A 16,558-nucleotide genomic window follows, 5' to 3' on the forward strand; every position below is an offset into this window, starting at 1 on the left:
TTATTAATACTGAAGTTTATTGTCATTTTTGATGTCTCACAGATACAAAAAAACCTGTCTATTTCAGAAAGAAATAAACAGGTTTCTATTTTTATAAAAGATTTAAACTCAAAAATTATGCAATTGTAATTCCGTCATTCAAATAAACATCTTGGATTGCATTAAGAAGTTCAACTCCTTCATTGAATGGTCTTTGAAATGCTTTACGTCCAGAAATAAGTCCAGAACCACCAGCACGTTTGTTGATAACTGCCGTTTTTACTGCCTCTGCCATATCTGATGCTCCAGAAGATGCACCTCCAGAGTTGATAAGACCAATTCTACCCATATAACAGTTAGCTACTTGATAACGACACAGGTCAATAGGGTTATCAGAAGAAAGGTCTGAATATACTTTTTTATGTGTTTTTGCAAAAGCGATATTATTAAAAGCACCGTTGTTTTCAGGTAATTTTTGTTTGATAATATCAGCTTGAATAGTTACGCCTAAGTGATTTGCTTGTCCTGTAAGGTCAGCAGCCACATGATAATCTACGCCATCTTTTTTAAAGTTGCTATTACGAGCATAACACCAAAGAATTGTAGCCATTCCAAGTTCGTGTGCTCTTTCAAAAGCTGCAGCTACTTCTTGAATTTGACGAGTAGATTCTTCTGAACCAAAGTAAATAGTTGCTCCAACAGCGACTGCACCCATATTCCATGCACTTTCTACCGAACCAAACATAATTTGGTCAAATTTATTTGGGTAAGTAAGCAGTTCGTTGTGATTGATTTTTACAATAAAAGGAATTTTATGAGCATATTTTCTTGACATTAAAGCAAGATTGCCAAAAGTGGTCGCAACAGCATTACAGCCTCCTGCAATAGCCAATTTTACAATGTTTTCTGGATCAAAATAATCTGGATTTGGTGCAAAAGATGCGCCTCCTGTATGTTCGATGCCTTGATCAACAGGAAGAATAGAAACATAACCTGTATTAGCCAAACGACCTGAACCATAAAGCTGTCCCAAACTACGCAAAACTTGTGGATTGCGATTTGAGTTAGTAAAAATTTTATCTACAAAATCAGGACTAGGAACGTGTAAACGCTCTTTTGAAATAGCAGGTGTAGAAAAATTAAGAAGAGTTTCAGAATCTTGACCTAGAAGTTCAGAAATACGGTCTGTAGAGAGGTTTGCAGTATGCACCATAATTATTTTGAGAAAAAATTAACAGAAAATGAATTTTGAATTTTTTAAAAGTGCTACAAAGGTAACAATTTGAATTCAATTTTGAATAAAATTAGACTGTAAAAATAATCAAAACTATAATCTATCTGTTGATTTGGGTATATTATCGACATCTTCCTCTGTATCAATAGGCTTTCCTGCCTCATTTGCTTCATTTCTCCAGCCATAAGGGTTGGTGTCAGCAGTAGCAATATTTTCATCTATTTCTCCATTTTCTATATCTTCTGAGTAGCTAACTGTTCCTTGTTGCCAACGAATGAGTTTTACTTCATCTTTAAACTTTTGTCTGTTGCCTTCAAAATATTCCACAATAAGGTCTGCTTTGTTTTGAGCTTCTAAGTCTTTGGTTTCACCGTTTTTATAGACGACTATGAATGTACTTGCCATAATTTTAGATAGTTTTGTTAAACGTTTTTTAATTTAATTACTAGATTTTCTATGTATTGATTAACTAAAGGTAAAATGATTTGTTTTTATTAAATTTCTAGGGTTGGTAGAGTATAAACTTCAAGGTAATTAAAGATGAAATACATTTTTTCTACTACATACATTACAGATTATAATTTTGCTTCATAAAGTTGTATCAAAAAACTATTATTCTACGTTGAGGTTGTAAAGAGAAAATATCAGAAAGAAAAACCAAATTTTATCACTTATGCGTACATTGAATTTATTTTTTGCGTTACTTTTTAGCCTGTTTTTTACAAAAACGCTTGCCCAAAATCAGATCGTTGCTTGGCAAACTACTACCTCAGACAAAGCTTCTCAAAAACATAGTGTTCATAATTATGACAATCAAGGAAGGTTAATGAGTGTTGAAGAACCTTTACAAGACCTAAAAACGAACTATATTTATGATACACTTGCTAGGTTGAAAAGACTTGACGTATATACAACAGAAGGAATTGTAAATGTAAAATATTTATATGGTTCAGAACCCACAACTATTATCACACATCCAGTTTGGGGAGAACAAAAACGAATTTCATACAAAGATGAAAGAGGAAAAATCACAGAAGAAAAAATCTATCACAATAAAGAACTTGTAAGGCGAATTTTGTATTCTTATACAGCTTTTGATAGTATTTTTGGTAGAGAAGTAGTTAATTTTTACGAACCTACAAAAGATGGCAAAATAACACCAACTTTAGGTTTTATTTTTAGAGGAAATAAAAAGATAAAAAACCCAGTCCATAAAAAATATATTACTTATTTTGATGAAAATACACGTCAGCGAACTAAAGAAGTCGTTTTTATAGATGACAAAAAGCCATTAGAAGATAAAATTTATACCTATACAAAAGGAGTAAATAATCAAGTTTTGCTTCAAAAAACACATTATACTCATTACGAAACTAATGTTCAAACTGTCGTTTTTTATTCGTATCAAGAAAAAACAAATGCACCTACTTTTGTCAGAACTGAAGTGAGAGAAGGAGAAAATTTACTTTCCTATTCTAGTTTAGAATATATTTATCAAGATGGAACATTATGGCAAATAATCAATCAAAATTTTATGAGTCCGTTTGCTAAGTCTGAAATAAAAACAAATTCTACAAATAATACTTTTACCAAAAAAGTATCTATTTTTAAAGATGCCAAACTGATAAGAGAACGTCATTACGAAGGCGAAACACTAAGTAAGACGATAGATTATCAATACACAAAAGTATGATAAAAAGAGTAGAGTTTTGTATCTTTGTCTAAAAGAAGCAAATGCCTTAAAAGGTGTTTGAGAATATAAAATTACTTAAAATAGACAGCTTTAAAACTGTCTTCTTATATATATGATAGAATTACCAGTTATAAATATAAACGAAAAAAATAAAACTCCAGAAGAATTAAATGGCAAAAAACCTGATTGGTTACGTGTCCGTTTGCCTGTTGGAGAAAATTACAAACAAGTAAATGAGCTTGTGAGTAAACATAAATTACATACTATTTGCCAAAGTGGAAATTGTCCGAATATGGGCGAATGTTGGGGGGCAGGTACAGCAACTTTTATGATTTTGGGAAATGTTTGTACTCGTGGTTGTTCTTTTTGTGCTGTTCAGACAGGAAGACCACCTGAATATGATACTGATGAGCCAAGAAGAGTAGCTGAAGCAATCAGTCTTATGAAAGTCAAACATGCTGTTATTACTTCTGTAAATCGTGATGAACTCAAAGATAGAGGGGCAGAAATTTGGCACAATACCGTAAAATTTACAAAAGAGCTTTCTCCATCTACAACCATAGAAACGCTTATTCCAGATACAAAAGCAAACTGGGAAGCTTTAGAAGTAATGATTTCGGCAGGACAAGAAGTGGTTTCTCATAATATAGAAACAGTTGAAAAACTTTACAAACGTGTACGTCCACAGGCTCGTTATGCACGTAGTTTGGAACAAATTAAGCGTACAAAAGAATACGGAAAACGTACCAAAACAGGAATTATGGTAGGTTTGGGAGAAACAAACGAAGAAGTTTTGAAAACAATGGACGACCTTGTAAAAAATGGTTGTGATATTCTGACAATCGGACAATATATGCAGCCTACACGTATGCACCTCGCTGTTACTGAATATGTTCATCCTGAAGTTTTTGACTTTTACAGAGAAGAAGGCTTAAAAAGAGGTTTAAAATATGTAGAATCGGGTGCTTTAGTTCGCTCTTCCTACCACGCCGAAAGACACGTAAATGTGTAAACTATATTTTCTGAATAAAATTTATAAACAGTCTTTTTATTTTAAAAAAGGCTGTTATTTTTTATAAAAAAATCATTAATTAAGATTACAAAAAAAAATGCAAAAATCAATCTTACTTCTCTTTAGTCTATTTATTTTTCTTACTTCTTGTAATGAAACTAAAAAAACTGAGGAAACCTCTACAAATACGAAAGTTGTAGAAGAAAATACAGAATATACTATACATCAAAAAATAGAGAAACTTGAAGCTCAAGAATTTAGTAATAAAATGACTGAATTGAGAGTTTATAATATTGTTGATGTCAGAACGCCAAAAGAATTTGATCAGGCAAGTATTCCGAGAGCCAAAAATATAGACATTAATGCAAGTAATTTTGAAGAAGTTTTAGATAAACTAGAACGAATTAAACCATTACTCATTTACTGTAAATCAGGTGGGCGTAGTGCAAAAGCTGTAGAAAAAGCAAAAGAAATGGGTTTTGAACGCATTATCGAATTAGATGGTGGAATGGAAAGTTGGAAAGCAGCTAAAATGGAAACTGCACACGCTATTTAACAATCAAAAATTATTTTTCCCTACAAAAAACAAACATAAAATGAAAAATATATTCTTTCTTCTAATCATCATTAGTTTATTATTTTCTTGTACCAATAATACAGTTGAAAATAAAAGTTCTACAGAAAATATTTCCACTTAAAAAATAGAAAAGTTAATACCTCAGGATTTTGCAGTTGAAATGACAGAGTTGAAGAATTTTAATCTCATTGATGTCAGGACACCTCAAGAATATGAACAAGGAAATATTTCTAAAGCAAAAAACATTAATTTTAATGATACTAGTTTTGGAGAAGAATTGAATAAGTTGGAAAAAAATAAACCACTTTTTATCTACTGCAAATCAGGTGGACGTAGTGCAAAAGCTGTAGAAAAAGCAAAAGAAATGGGCTTCGAACATATCATTGAACTAGATGGAGGAATTGAAAGCTGGAATGATGCCAATGTAGAAACAACTCATGGCATTGAATAAATAATTTTTTCAAGTTTATCTTTATAATAGAAGCAAGTGAAATCAAGTAGGTTAGAAGCGTTTAGTGATGGTGTTTTGGCAATCCTTATCACCATTATGGTTTTAGAGATGAAAGTTCCGGCAGAGGCTGCTTTACACGATTTGGGTGAAGTATATACTATTTTTTTAAGTTATATTTTGAGTTTTTTATATTTAGGGATTTATTGGAACAATCATCATCATCTATTTCAAGCTACTGAGTATGTAAATGGAAAAGTGCTTTGGGCAAATCTACATTTGCTTTTTTGGCTTTCTTTGATTCCTTTTGCTTCTGGTTGGGTAGGAAGAACTAATTTTTCAGCTGTTCCAAGTGCCTTATATGGAGTGGTTTTGTTTATGAGTGCTGTTGCTTATTTCATTTTGCAATATTTGATTCTCAAAATTCATGGGAAAGACTCAGTATTGAATAAAGCTATTGGAAAAAACTATAAAAGTAAAATTTCACTAGTTTTGTATGCTCTTGCCGTTCCTCTTTCTTTTGTAAGTCAATGGATTTCTATTTCTATATATTTAGGTGTTGCTTTTTTATGGATTGTTCCTGATAAACGAATAGAAAATACACTTTATAAAGAAATAAGAAAAAATCAAGAGGAAGGGAATGACAAAGAAATAGAGAATATTTCTTAAAAATAAATTTATAAAATAGGAGTAAAGAAAAATGCAAGAAGAACAAGGAATATTTTCACAAGGAAAAGTAATTTTGATAGACAAACCTCTTACTTGGTCATCGTTTGATGTAGTAAACAAAATCCGTTATGCTATCAAAAAATATGAACAAAAGAAAAAAGTAAAAGTCGGACATGCAGGAACGCTTGATCCTTTAGCAACAGGTTTACTAATTCTCTGTTCGGGCAAAATGACAAAGCAAATTGAAGATTTTCAAGGAAAAGAAAAAGAATATGTTGCTCAAATTACTTTTGGATTTACGACAGCTTCTTATGATTTGGAATCAGAATTAGAAAATCAAAAAGAGGTTTCTAATCTTACCCTAGAAAAAATTGAAAGTGCATTAAAAGACTTTCAGGGAGAAATAGACCAAATTCCACCTATTTTTTCGGCTGTTCAAGTAAATGGAAAAAGAGCCTATCAATCTGCCCGAGAAGGCGAAGAAGTCAAACTCAAATCAAGAAAAGTAACAATTTCAGAATTAGAAATAATAGCCTCCAATTTATCAGAAAATGAAGCAATTATTTCTTTGAGAATTGTTTGTAGTAAAGGAACTTATATCAGAAGTTTAGCTCATGACTTAGGACAAAAATTAGAAACAGGCGCACATCTTTCAGGACTTCGTCGTACAAAAATAGGCGACTTCAACGTTGAAGAAGCACAGACCATTGAGCAGTTTTTGGAAGAGTGGAAGCCAAAAGCAGTAAAAGAATAATTATAAAAAATAATTTAACTATTTCAAGTAGTTTTTTTGTGGGTAGATACTTTATTTGTACTTATATTTGTAATTATTTGATTTTTTATTGAATTTTTTGCGTTATAGTATTTTAAAATAGGTTAGTTTGAAGTTTCTTTTTCTAACCGTTTTTAGTAAAACTGACCAAAAAACTAACATAATCTTTGTTGGTATTTTAGCTTAACAATACCAATAAACAACAATAACCTCTATTTCTTGCTAGAAAAAAAAAACGAATTTTTAAATTATGATACAGGAAAAATTATATGAATTGAGAAATTCATTTTTGCTTTATATTGAAGATAGAGGACTTACAGTTTTGATGCGTCCTTTTACTACCCTTTTTCAAATTGCATTTTCGATGTGGACGTTCTTTAATTTTTTTTGGATTATGGTCGTTTGTGCGCCTTTTATTATTATTCCAATCTTGATTGATGAGAAGAGAGGTGGAACTTTTGCTTTTAAAATCATGAAGATTTGGGGATTTAGTTTCAGCTTTTTGAGTGGAATTATTTATAAAATAAAAAACAAAAAAACACTTCAAAAAGATCAACCTTATATTTTTGTAGCTAATCACAATTCATTTTTAGACTCACCAGCTATTACTCTTGCTATTCCAAATCAGTTTAGAGCTTTAGGAAAAATTGAGATTTTGAAAATGCCTGTTTTTGGTCTAATATTCAAATACATTGGTGTTATCGTTGATAGAAGTAGTATGGAAAGTAAAAGGCGTAGTCTAAGACAAGTAAAAGAAAAACTAAGAAAACAGATTCATGTAATGATTTTTCCAGAAGGAACAATGAATAATTCAGGGCATGATATGTTGCGTTTTCATGAAGGAGCTTTCTTAGTTGCTATCGAAACCCAAACTCCTATTGCGCCTATTGTAATAAAAAACACACGAAAAATGCTTCCTAAAAATAGTTGGAGAGTAAAAGCAGGATTTGTTGAAGTAGAATTTTTAGAACCTATTTCTACTGAAGGAATGGCGATTCAAGACCTACAAAAACTCAAATTGCAAGCCTTTGAAATGATGCAAAATGCTTATCTGAAAAATTAAATAATTTATGAAAATCTATCTTACACCTGGACCATCTGAAAATTATTTTATAGTAGAAGAAGCTATAAAAGAAGCCTTACAAAAAAAAATAACGGCAATTTCGCATCGTAGTAAAGATTTTAAAGCAATTTTTGAGCATACAACTACACAGCTTAGAGAACTTTTACAAATTCCTGATAATTTTTCTATTGCCTTTACAGGTTCTGCCAATGAAATTTGGGAACGAATTCTTCAAAATTGTGTAGAAAAAGAAAGTTTTCATTTAGTAAATGGGTCTTTTTCAAAGAAATTTTATCAGTTTGCTGAGCAGCTCAATCTTAGCCCATCTAAATATGAAGTTGATTTTAGTGAGGGTTTTTTAGTAGAAAATATTGGTGTTTCTGATTCTGCTGAGCTTATTGCTGTTATTCAGAACGAAACAAGCAGTGGTGTTCAGTTTCCCATCGAAAATATTGCAAAGATTAGAGAACTAAACAAAGACAAACTTATCGTTGTCGATGCTGTTTCTTCATTGCCTTACGCCAATCTTGATTTTTCTGTAATAGATTCTGTTTATTTTTCTGTACAAAAAGGTTTTGGTGTTCCTGCTGGATTAGGTGTTTGGGTTTATAATCAAAAAATGATTGATAAAGCTCAACAATTAGAAGCTAAAGGTAAAAGCATCGGAACATATCACTCTCTTTTAGAACTTGACAAATATGCTCAAGACAATCAAACTCCTGAAACGCCAAATGTTTTAGCCATTTTTGTATTGGGAAAAGTAATTGAAGCAATGAATAGAAAGGGAATTGCAATGATTCGAAGAGAAACTGATTATAAAGCAGAATTATTGTATCATACTTTAGAGCAATCTGAGTTTTTATCGCCTTTAGTAAAAGAAAAATCTCAACGCTCTAAAACAGTTATTGTAGCAAATGTAGAGAAAGGAACTTCTTCTGATGTGGTTGCTTTTTTAGAAAAAAAGGGAATTATAATTGGAAAAGGATATGGGAATTTTAAAGATTCTCAAATCCGTATTGCTAATTTCCCAACTCATTCTAAAGAACTCATAGAACAGGTAGCTGATTTCTTGATGGAATATGGCAAATAAATAATGAAGTCTAAATTTTTAATTCTTTAGTAAAATATATAAATTGTAGTGATAAACAAATTCTGCTTTGATTAATCAACTACTACTATTTATATTAATTTTTATAATATGCCTTTATTTGAAGAAAAACACCTTACTATTCATCATGACGAAGATACAAATTGTATTCATATGCAATGGATTGGTTTTGCCACTTCCCAAAAGTACAGACACGGAATGAATACAGGACTGGAGAAAGTGAAAGAAAAAGAAGTTACTAGGTGGCTTGCAAACATGGCAGAAATGGGAGCTATTACGCCAGAAGACCAAAAATGGACAAATGAAGATTGGTTTCCTCGTCTTTTAGAGTCTGGAATCAGAACGGCTGCTGTGGTGATGTCAAAAGATGTTTTTAATCAACTTGCTGTCAAAAAGATAGGAGAAGAGATGACTGATAATAATTATACAATGCAATTTTTTGATAATCTTGAGGAAGCAAAAGAGTGGTTAAAGAACTATCAAATTCAAGACAAAGAAACTGTTATGGCAGAACAAAAACAGGAAGAAGCCTAAACAAGAATTGATAATAAAATAACATTTTTCAACAAAAAACAGTATTCTCTGAAATGGAATACTGTTTTTTTTATTTAGCTTGAATTATAAATTACAAGTAGCTAAGATTTACTCAGATGAATAAATCTGTTATAGACCACTTTAAATATTTACTGTTTCTCGTTTTCGTTTTACTTTTCTATGTAAAAAAATGGCTAAACTACTTGCTGTCAGAACAATGATAGGAACTAACCAATTATCAGATAAATAGCCCATTTGTCCGATAAAAGTAAAAATAAACACAAATAAAATATTCAAAAAAATCACAATTCCTACAATATAATAATGACTACAACCAATGTCTAAAAGCAAGTGATGAATATGATTACGGTCAGGTGAAAGAGGCGAACGCCCAGACAAAGCTCTCAGCATAAAGACACGAATGGTATCAAAAAGAGGATAAACCATCAGAGCAGAAAGCAAAGCCAAAGGAGCAACAATATGTAACTCGCTTGTTTCAGGTAAAGCTGCATTTTTATTCAGAAAAATAATTAAAAGACCAGTAGCTAAAAAACCAAGCATTAAAGAGCCTGTGTCGCCCATAAAAATTCTGGCAGGACTGTAATTATAATACAAAAAACCTCCTACACTTCCCAAAACAGCCAAGCACATAGCCGAAAGGGCAAAACTACCCTCTAAGGCAAACCAAAGTCCGAAGAAACTAAAAACAATTAAGGCAACCGAACCTGCTAATCCATCAATTCCATCAATTAAATTAAAAGCATTTGTAATTACAATGACTATAAAACCAGTAACTAAATAGCTAAAAATGATATGTAATTCATATACTCCCAAAAAACCATATAGAGAATAAATACGAATATCTCCAATTAGAAGTACAGCTATTGCTACAAATTGCCCTATCAATTTCCAAAAAGCACTCAAAGGTAAAAAATCATCTCGCATACCTACTACTACCATAACCAAGACAGCACCAAGTAAAAATTCCATATTCAGCGTCATATCTACAAAAGACCATACTAATGTAGAAATAATAAAACCAAAAAAAATTCCTACTCCTCCAAAAGAACAAATTTTACCAGTATGAACTTTTCGTTCATTGGGTACATCGTGTATGTTGCGAGCATTAGCAATCTTGATGATTTCGGGAATGAGGAGTAAACAGACTGCAAAAGCAGTACCTAGGCTAAGAAGTAATTTAATCCAAGTCATAATGAGGTTATTAGATAATGATTTTGATAAAAAGTGAGATGTTATCTGTTCAAATTCATTTTAATTAAATAATAATTCTTTAGGTGTAACGTGTATTTATTTTTTGATAAATAGAGTTAGGAATAGCCTTTTTAGAATCTTTTGTCATATCTAGTTTTTCGTTTGTGCCTTGTTGAGATGGTATCAAGTTTTTGGATATATATACTTGTTTTTCATCTTTCTGTAAAAAATCAAACTGCCAATCTAACAAATTATTTTTCCAAAGATACGCCAAACCAATTACTAATATAAGAATAAATAATAACCCTTCTGTGAACGCATATATTTTCCAACTACTTTCTATTGCTTGTAATTTAGAATCGATCAAGATTTTTGACCAAGGAAATAAAAATATAATTTCTACTTCAAAGAGTACAAAAACTAAGGCTATCAAATAAAAACGAATATTAAACTTACCCCAACTTCCAATTACAGTTTCTTCTCCACATTCATAAGTAGATAGTTTTTCTTTTGTTGGATTATGGGGGCGAAAGATTTTTCCAATGCTCAAAGAAATTAAAGCAAAAAAAGCTCCTATAATTAAAAAAAGTAAAACTAAACCAAAACTAGAAACAGAACAAAGCATATAGAATTAATTATAAAGTAGAGAAAAATTATTATTTCGACCTGTTCATAAATTTTTATTGGTTCAAAATTAGTCCTTGAGCCTATATCCTAATCTTGTTTTGGTGCGAATCATTTCTTTTACTGCGTCCATATCTGAAACAGAATCAAATGATTTTTTTGGAACAACATACACAATATGCCTATTTTGATAAATAAGCAAATAATGTTTGAATTCTCTTATTTTATATATTCTTCGCCAAGTAAGAGTGGTATGACTCTCTAAAGTAACTACTTCTATGCGTTCAGGTTCAAAATAAAATGTAGTTAATTCTGAAAGAGAAGGATTTTTTTCGAAATAAGTCTTTGTCCTCAAATAAGTAAGGATGGGTAAAACTAAAAATAAAACCACCATCAAACTTAAAAGTAAACCAAGTTTTAGGTCTGAGTCAGCCCATTGTCCATCTGTAATACGTTTTTCTAAAAGCATTACGATGAGCATGGTCGCTAAAAAAATACTCAACCAAACCATTTTGCTACGTAATAATAGCGAAAAATTTAGTCGAAGATATTCTTCAAAATTGAGCTTTGCCTTTACTTCTATTATTTTTTCTTTTTCTTCTTTCATACTACAAATAACGCTTTTTTTAAGCAAAAATAAAGAATAGAATACCAAAAAATCAAAACATTTTAACTTTCAAAAGTTATTTATGCTCAAAAACATAATTTTTTTCTTATTCTATTTCATAAACTGCACGAACAGGATAATGATCTGAAAAGGGAACTTCTCTATGAGTATTAAAGTAAATACAATCTAACTTTTCACTATCGTAAAACTGATTGTCTATTCTAAGAAAAAATAATTTCCCATTGAAAGTAAATCCTGTTCCTAATCCTTTACTCTCAAAAGAATTTTTGAGGTTTCTACGAAGTTTGAAATAGGTATAACTATAAGGCAAATCATTCAAATCGCCACACAAAATAACTGGATATGGACTTGTTGCTATATGATTGATAATAGTCTGAACCTGCTGCGCTCGCATAGAAAAGCCTCTTTTGAGCCGTTTGCCTGCATACCAAAAAGTTTGTTCGGGCTGGTCTATGAGTTGAAGTTCATTTTGATTGATACTCATTGATTCTAAATGAACATTATAAATTCTGATTGTATCTTTTCCTTTTACTATATCAGCGAAAATAGCACCATTATCAGTCCTAACTCTAAAAGGAACTTCTCCTTTACTTATAAATGGATATTTTGAAAAAATGGCTATACCAAACTGTCCCTTATTATGATTAGCAGAGGTATAACGAACATGAAAGTAATAGGGATTGTCTGAATCTTGTGCTGATAATTGTTCTCTAGTATTAAACGTTTTGGCACTTTCTGAATTATAAAAATCTTGAATACATTTTATCTCTGAAGTGTCATTTTTTATCCACTTAATTGTGTTTTTTGTTATAGTATGCTTATTATCTCTCTCTTGATAGACATCAAATTCTCGTACGTTATAAGACAAAATAGATAAAGATTTTTTTTTGCTTTCTATATTCTCTTTCCAAACTCCTCCCAAACTTATGCTGGCTTGCCAAAATGGAAAACCTATAATCAAGACAAATAAGGAATAAAGTGCGTACCATCTTTTGCGCCACCACCAAAGAAAAACAAAAAATACATTGGCTATTAAACAAAAAGGAATAAGCATTGATACAAAACCTGAAATCCAAAAATATTCAGGGGAAACAAGAACCGATAAATAAGAAATTACCGAAATTACCAAAATAAGACTATTGATAAAACGAAATGTACGACGTGCATTTCGTCTGCGCCAAGAGTCATATTTTACTTTTCTTCTTCGTGAACTACGAGAACGGTTTGTAGAAGGCATAGAAAACTTTTACAGCTTATTTTTTAGATAGGATAAATGTCTGTTTTATAGAATATACATTTTTTTTGAAGTTTATAAAAGTAGAACGTAATGATTTGGTTTTACGTTGAGGGTTTTTGGTTATTTTTTTAGAAATTATCTAATTAGGTATCAGCCAAGGAATACCAAATTTTCCTTCTTTTACATAAATGCTAATACTATCTTTTCCTTCTAATTGTTGATATTTCTCTTGAGAAATTTTTATTTTGTTCATATCAGAAGTTTCATGCCATTTTTCTACCTTCAAACTAAATAAGATTACTTTTCCAGAATACATTTCTCTTTTTAGAATTTTAGCTTTATACATTTTTGGTATTGATTCATCATACAAAAAATTTCCTATTCCAATTGCTCCATATCCAAAAGCAGTAAAAGAAAGTAAAAAGAACAAACCTTGAAAATAAGTTTTTAATTGTCGGAAATTAAACTCTCTGCTTGTCATTATAAAAAAGGTAAGAAAAAAGCCTATGCTAAGACTATATAACAAAATAGTAGTATAGTAGTCTAATAAATTTACATCAAGCATAAATCGTATTAATAAACTCATTCCAAGTAAAAAAAAGATTCTTCTTATATATGGTTTATCTTCTTCCTTGCTTGAATAATTAATAAATTCAGTTGAAATCTTAGGAAGAATAATACCTATAATAGTAAGTAAAACAGCTAAAATAAGGACATGTTTATAATTACTGAGAAAAGAGATTTTATAAATAAAAGGGTAGAAGAATAACCAACCTATACTAAAAAAAGATAAAATATTATATATAGAAACAATGTATTTAGCTCTCTTTAGTTTTGTCTTATAAGATTCTGAGGAGGTAATATCATTATTATCAAAATTAGTTGTGTTGTCTTCACTCAAATTTGAAAAAAGTCTATCGGAAAAAGCATTGAATTTTTTGATAAAATCACTTTCTTCTTGTGGTAGTTCATCTAAATTTGTGAAATTTTGCTGTAACCATCCATATATTTTATCAATACCTTCAGTATATATGGAAATGGATATTTTTTTCTTATTAGAGTAAATATAAACGTAGCTTGGAGTTATTTTAAAACCTCTAATTTCATCAAAAGAAAATGAACGATTAGTAGAAGGTAATTTTAGTAAAATTGTATTTTCTGTTATGATAACTCTATAATAGAAAGAATGTACTATTAGTACTAGACTCATAACAAAAAATGGTACTAATAAAATTGAGAGATACATGGTTGGTTTCCAAAGTTCTGCCCTAATTAAAAAAATATAGGGTATAGTACTCATAGTCATACCAACTAAACCTATTAAGAAGGTGTGTCTACTTGCTTTTTTAACTAATTTATAAGTTCCTTGTACATTTTCCATGTAATAATTCTATTATTCAAATTTTACTCAACAGCTTCCTCTACTAATGTACTATCTTTTTCAGGATAACGCTCATAATAAGGTGTAGGACAATAATAACGACGTTTTATTTCGACAGAAGGCTGTAAAAAAGGAGCTTTTCTGATTCCAGAAGTTTTATCAGCATAAAGGCTTTGCATATAGAGTCCAAAAATAGGAAGTGCTGTCTTTGAGCCTTCTCCTACATCGGAGGTACGGAAACGAATAGCTCTGTCTTCTCCTCCTACCCAAACACCAGTTACCAAATCTCTTGTTACACCCATATACCAACCGTCTGCAAAATTGGAAGAAGTTCCTGTTTTACCTCCTACATCATTGTTATTTCCCAAAATGCCATACGACCACAGACCTAATGATGTTCCGTGTGGTTCTTGTGTACCTCCTTTGAGCATATAACCCATTAGCCAAGCTGATTCTTTGGATAAAGCACGATGAGATTCGCCATGAAAATAATGAAGGGTTTTGCCATGTTTGTCTTTTACTTGCCATAAAATCTGAGGTTCTTGCCACATTCCCCCATTCATAATTGTTGCATAAGCTCCAGCCATTTCGAAGAGCGATACATCACTAGAGCCTAATCCAATAGAAGGAACTTCTGCTAAAGGTGAAGTAATTCCCATTTTTTTAGCATAATGAGCAACAGTTGTCCAACCTACTTTCTCGGTTAGTTTGGCTGTTACAGTATTTATCGAACGCCCCATAGCATGTCTTAAAGTCATATTTCTATTGGTGTTTGTCCAGTCGGCATTATGAGGTGTCCAAATTTTCTGTTCTCCATTTTCTTCGTATCTAATGATTGGATTTGTATCTAAAATAGTATCACAAGGGGACATATTCAGCGAATCAATAGCTGTTGCATAAACAAACATCTTGAAAGTCGAACCAGGTTGTCTTTTGGCTTGACGCACTTGGTCATACTTGAAATATTCAAAATCAAGTCCTCCTACCCATGCTTTTATGTGTCCACTATAAGGATCTAAAGAAATCATTCCTGCCCTCATAATTTGCTTATAATATTTTATAGAATCAATACTAGAAAGTGTAGTGTCTTTTCTATGACTTATATTTTCCCAACTAAAAACCGTCATTTTTTTAGGTTTTTCTAGCAAAATTTGAATAGAATCGCTTTGTTTTCCATATTTTTCTACTAAATATTTGTAGTAATCTGTTTTGGCTATATTATTCTCAATATAATTTTCAATTGGTTTTTTGTTACTATCTGTCCAAGGAACTAAACCTTTCCATTGCTGATGAAATTTTTCTTGAAGAACAGGCATTTGTTTGGCTATGGCTGCCTCTGCATGGGCTTGAATTTTGGAATCAATGGTAAGGTAAATTTCTAATCCGTCTGCATATAAATCATATCCGTTTTTATCACACCAATTTTTCAACTTTTGTGTGACATAGTTTTTATAGTAGGTGCTATTTCCTGTTTCGGCTACTTCATAAAAAATAGTTAAGTCTAAAGGTAACTCTTTAAGAGAATCTACTAAGTGGCGAGTTAGATACTTATATTTTCTCATCTGATTCAAAACCGTATTTCGTCTATTTATTGCCTTTTCAGGATTACGAAGAGGATTATAAGTAGAAGGAGCTTTCAAAAGACCAACTAGTAGAGCTGATTGATGAATTTCTAAACTATCAGGAGAAGTAGAAAAATATTTCTTTGCTGCTGCATGAAGTCCAAAAGTATTATTTCCAAAGGTAACTTCATTGAGATACATTGTCAAAATCTCACTTTTTGTATAGGAACGCTCTAAACGAACAGCCATAATCCATTCTTTTGCCTTTGCTACAATGGTACTTAATAGTCCTTTATCGCCTAGTTTTCCTACGTTTTCTTGCGAACGAGTATCAAACATATTTTTAGCGAGTTGCTGACTGATTGTACTGCCTCCTCTGTTATCTCCTTTTAAAAGAGCTAAGAAAATACCAAAAGTAGCCTCTGCATCAATACCTGAATGATTTTCAAAACGAGCATCTTCGGTAGCCAAAAGAGAAAAGATTGTCATTGAGTCTATATCTTCATATTTTAAAGGTGTTTTGTTCTGACTATAATAACGAGCTACTTCTATGCTATCAGCTGTATAAACGACAGAAGGTAAAGGCGTTTTTGGATTCTCAAGAGCTTTCAAAGATGGAATTGTACCAAAAAAGCCAAACCAATTAAAAGCAATGGCAGCAAAAAATAAGATTATACTCATAAGTCCTATGCCTGTTATCCACCACAACACACGACAAAAACGTATTATCTTCGATTCTCCTCTTGGAAAACTGAATAATAAACGCAATTTATTTGCTGATTGCTTTAAAATTGAAAGGTAGTTTTTCATTTAGGTTTTTAGCAA

17 protein-coding genes are annotated in these 16,558 nt (G+C 31.2%); 9 read left to right on the forward strand and 8 right to left on the reverse strand.

Annotated features, from left to right (window positions below):
- Nucleotides 1–115 precede the first annotated feature (115 nt).
- A complete protein-coding gene (locus V9L05_RS11875; protein ID WP_338793035.1) occupies nt 116–1,192 on the reverse strand; it encodes a class I fructose-bisphosphate aldolase in 1,077 nt (358 codons plus the stop codon).
- Between the two features lie 114 nt (nt 1,193–1,306).
- A complete protein-coding gene (locus V9L05_RS11880; protein WP_338793034.1) occupies nt 1,307–1,618 on the reverse strand; it encodes a hypothetical protein in 312 nt (103 codons plus the stop codon).
- 268 nt (nt 1,619–1,886) lie between these two features.
- On the opposite strand from V9L05_RS11880, the gene V9L05_RS11885 reads away from it, so the two are divergent.
- The 9 genes from V9L05_RS11885 to V9L05_RS11925 all read left to right on the forward strand — a co-directional run bounded on the left by V9L05_RS11885 (nt 1,887) and on the right by V9L05_RS11925 (nt 9,089).
- Nucleotides 1,887–2,906 (forward strand): hypothetical protein, encoded by a 1,020-nt coding sequence (locus V9L05_RS11885; RefSeq protein WP_338812088.1) that lies wholly within the window; start codon nt 1,887–1,889, stop codon nt 2,904–2,906.
- A gap of 112 nt (nt 2,907–3,018) precedes the next feature.
- Nucleotides 3,019–3,918: a lipoyl synthase gene (gene lipA, locus V9L05_RS11890; RefSeq protein WP_338793032.1), complete on the forward strand. Its 900-nt coding sequence runs from the start codon at nt 3,019–3,021 to the stop codon at nt 3,916–3,918.
- Nucleotides 3,919–4,015: 97 nt separating this feature from the next.
- Nucleotides 4,016–4,474, forward strand: a complete 459-nt coding sequence (locus V9L05_RS11895; protein ID WP_338812090.1) for a rhodanese-like domain-containing protein — start codon at nt 4,016–4,018, stop codon at nt 4,472–4,474.
- Between the two features lie 181 nt (nt 4,475–4,655).
- Nucleotides 4,656–4,946, forward strand: coding sequence for a rhodanese-like domain-containing protein (locus V9L05_RS11900; protein WP_338812091.1), 291 nt, complete (start codon nt 4,656–4,658; stop codon nt 4,944–4,946).
- A 36-nt stretch (nt 4,947–4,982) separates the two neighbouring features.
- Nucleotides 4,983–5,612 carry a TMEM175 family protein gene (locus tag V9L05_RS11905; protein ID WP_338812093.1) on the forward strand — a complete coding sequence of 210 codons (630 nt, stop codon included), beginning with the start codon at nt 4,983–4,985 and terminating at the stop codon, nt 5,610–5,612.
- 31 nt (nt 5,613–5,643) lie between these two features.
- Nucleotides 5,644–6,366, forward strand: coding sequence for a tRNA pseudouridine(55) synthase TruB (truB, locus tag V9L05_RS11910; protein ID WP_338812094.1), 723 nt, complete (start codon nt 5,644–5,646; stop codon nt 6,364–6,366).
- Between the two features lie 268 nt (nt 6,367–6,634).
- On the forward strand, nt 6,635–7,447 hold the full coding sequence (locus V9L05_RS11915; RefSeq protein ID WP_338812095.1) for a lysophospholipid acyltransferase family protein: 813 nt from the start codon (nt 6,635–6,637) through the stop codon (nt 7,445–7,447).
- A gap of 7 nt (nt 7,448–7,454) precedes the next feature.
- Nucleotides 7,455–8,537, forward strand: a complete 1,083-nt coding sequence (locus tag V9L05_RS11920; RefSeq protein ID WP_338812096.1) for an aminotransferase class V-fold PLP-dependent enzyme — start codon at nt 7,455–7,457, stop codon at nt 8,535–8,537.
- Between the two features lie 108 nt (nt 8,538–8,645).
- A complete protein-coding gene (locus tag V9L05_RS11925; RefSeq protein ID WP_338812097.1) occupies nt 8,646–9,089 on the forward strand; it encodes an STAS/SEC14 domain-containing protein in 444 nt (147 codons plus the stop codon).
- Nucleotides 9,090–9,230: 141 nt separating this feature from the next.
- Here the strand turns inward: V9L05_RS11925 and V9L05_RS11930 are convergent, their stop codons facing one another.
- The 6 genes from V9L05_RS11930 to V9L05_RS11955 form a co-directional block, all read right to left on the reverse strand.
- Entirely contained in the window at nt 9,231–10,301 is a 1,071-nt protein-coding gene (locus V9L05_RS11930) for an MraY family glycosyltransferase (RefSeq protein ID WP_338812099.1), read from the reverse strand.
- 79 nt (nt 10,302–10,380) lie between these two features.
- Nucleotides 10,381–10,926 (reverse strand): NADH-quinone oxidoreductase subunit A, encoded by a 546-nt coding sequence (ndhC, locus tag V9L05_RS11935; RefSeq protein WP_338812100.1) that lies wholly within the window; start codon nt 10,924–10,926, stop codon nt 10,381–10,383.
- Between the two features lie 69 nt (nt 10,927–10,995).
- Nucleotides 10,996–11,532: a YcxB family protein gene (locus V9L05_RS11940; protein ID WP_338793022.1), complete on the reverse strand. Its 537-nt coding sequence runs from the start codon at nt 11,530–11,532 to the stop codon at nt 10,996–10,998.
- Between the two features lie 106 nt (nt 11,533–11,638).
- Complete coding sequence (locus tag V9L05_RS11945; RefSeq protein ID WP_338812101.1) at nt 11,639–12,790, reverse strand: endonuclease/exonuclease/phosphatase family protein; 1,152 nt, start codon at nt 12,788–12,790, stop codon at nt 11,639–11,641.
- Between the two features lie 139 nt (nt 12,791–12,929).
- Nucleotides 12,930–14,171 (reverse strand): hypothetical protein, encoded by a 1,242-nt coding sequence (locus tag V9L05_RS11950; protein ID WP_338812102.1) that lies wholly within the window; start codon nt 14,169–14,171, stop codon nt 12,930–12,932.
- A gap of 23 nt (nt 14,172–14,194) precedes the next feature.
- Complete coding sequence (locus V9L05_RS11955; protein WP_338812104.1) at nt 14,195–16,501, reverse strand: transglycosylase domain-containing protein; 2,307 nt, start codon at nt 16,499–16,501, stop codon at nt 14,195–14,197.
- Nucleotides 16,502–16,558: the final 57 nt, after the last annotated feature.

The sequence above is a fragment of the Bernardetia sp. Wsw4-3y2 genome (assembly GCF_037126295.1).
In the GTDB taxonomy this organism is placed as follows: domain Bacteria; phylum Bacteroidota; class Bacteroidia; order Cytophagales; family Bernardetiaceae; genus Bernardetia.